Origin of the sequence: Mesorhizobium sp. M7A.F.Ca.MR.148.00.0.0 (assembly GCF_003997735.1) — a bacterium.
In the GTDB taxonomy this organism is placed as follows: domain Bacteria; phylum Pseudomonadota; class Alphaproteobacteria; order Rhizobiales; family Rhizobiaceae; genus Mesorhizobium.
In genome coordinates this window covers 1-258 of the sequence record NZ_RZTB01000611.1, presented here as the reverse complement: position 1 = coordinate 258, position 258 = coordinate 1, and the positions used below count along the sequence as shown (strand labels likewise).

The following is a 258-nucleotide window of genomic DNA, read 5'->3' as shown; positions in this document are numbered from 1 at the left end:
ACGCGGCGGTACATGCGCCAGCGCGATGATATTGACCGGCAACGCGATTGCCTTGCAAAGCGTCTCGATCAGGTCCTCATTGCCAAGACCCGGCGCAAAGAAGCCGTGTGCACCGGCTTTTTCGAAGGCCTGCGCGCGCTCGATGGCCTGGTCGAGCAGGACGTCGTCATGCGCATCCGGTTTCGTCTTGAGGAAGATGTCAGTTCGGGCGTTGATGAACGCCGGTATGCCGGAGGCCTTGACGGCCGCCGCCGCGGC

General features: G+C 63.2%; 1 protein-coding gene. It reads right to left on the bottom strand.

The window, feature by feature from the left end; all coding sequences use genetic code 11:
* A partial coding sequence (locus EOB49_RS35520; protein ID WP_206526228.1) for an isocitrate lyase/phosphoenolpyruvate mutase family protein occupies window positions 1-258 on the bottom strand: 258 nt, incomplete at both ends.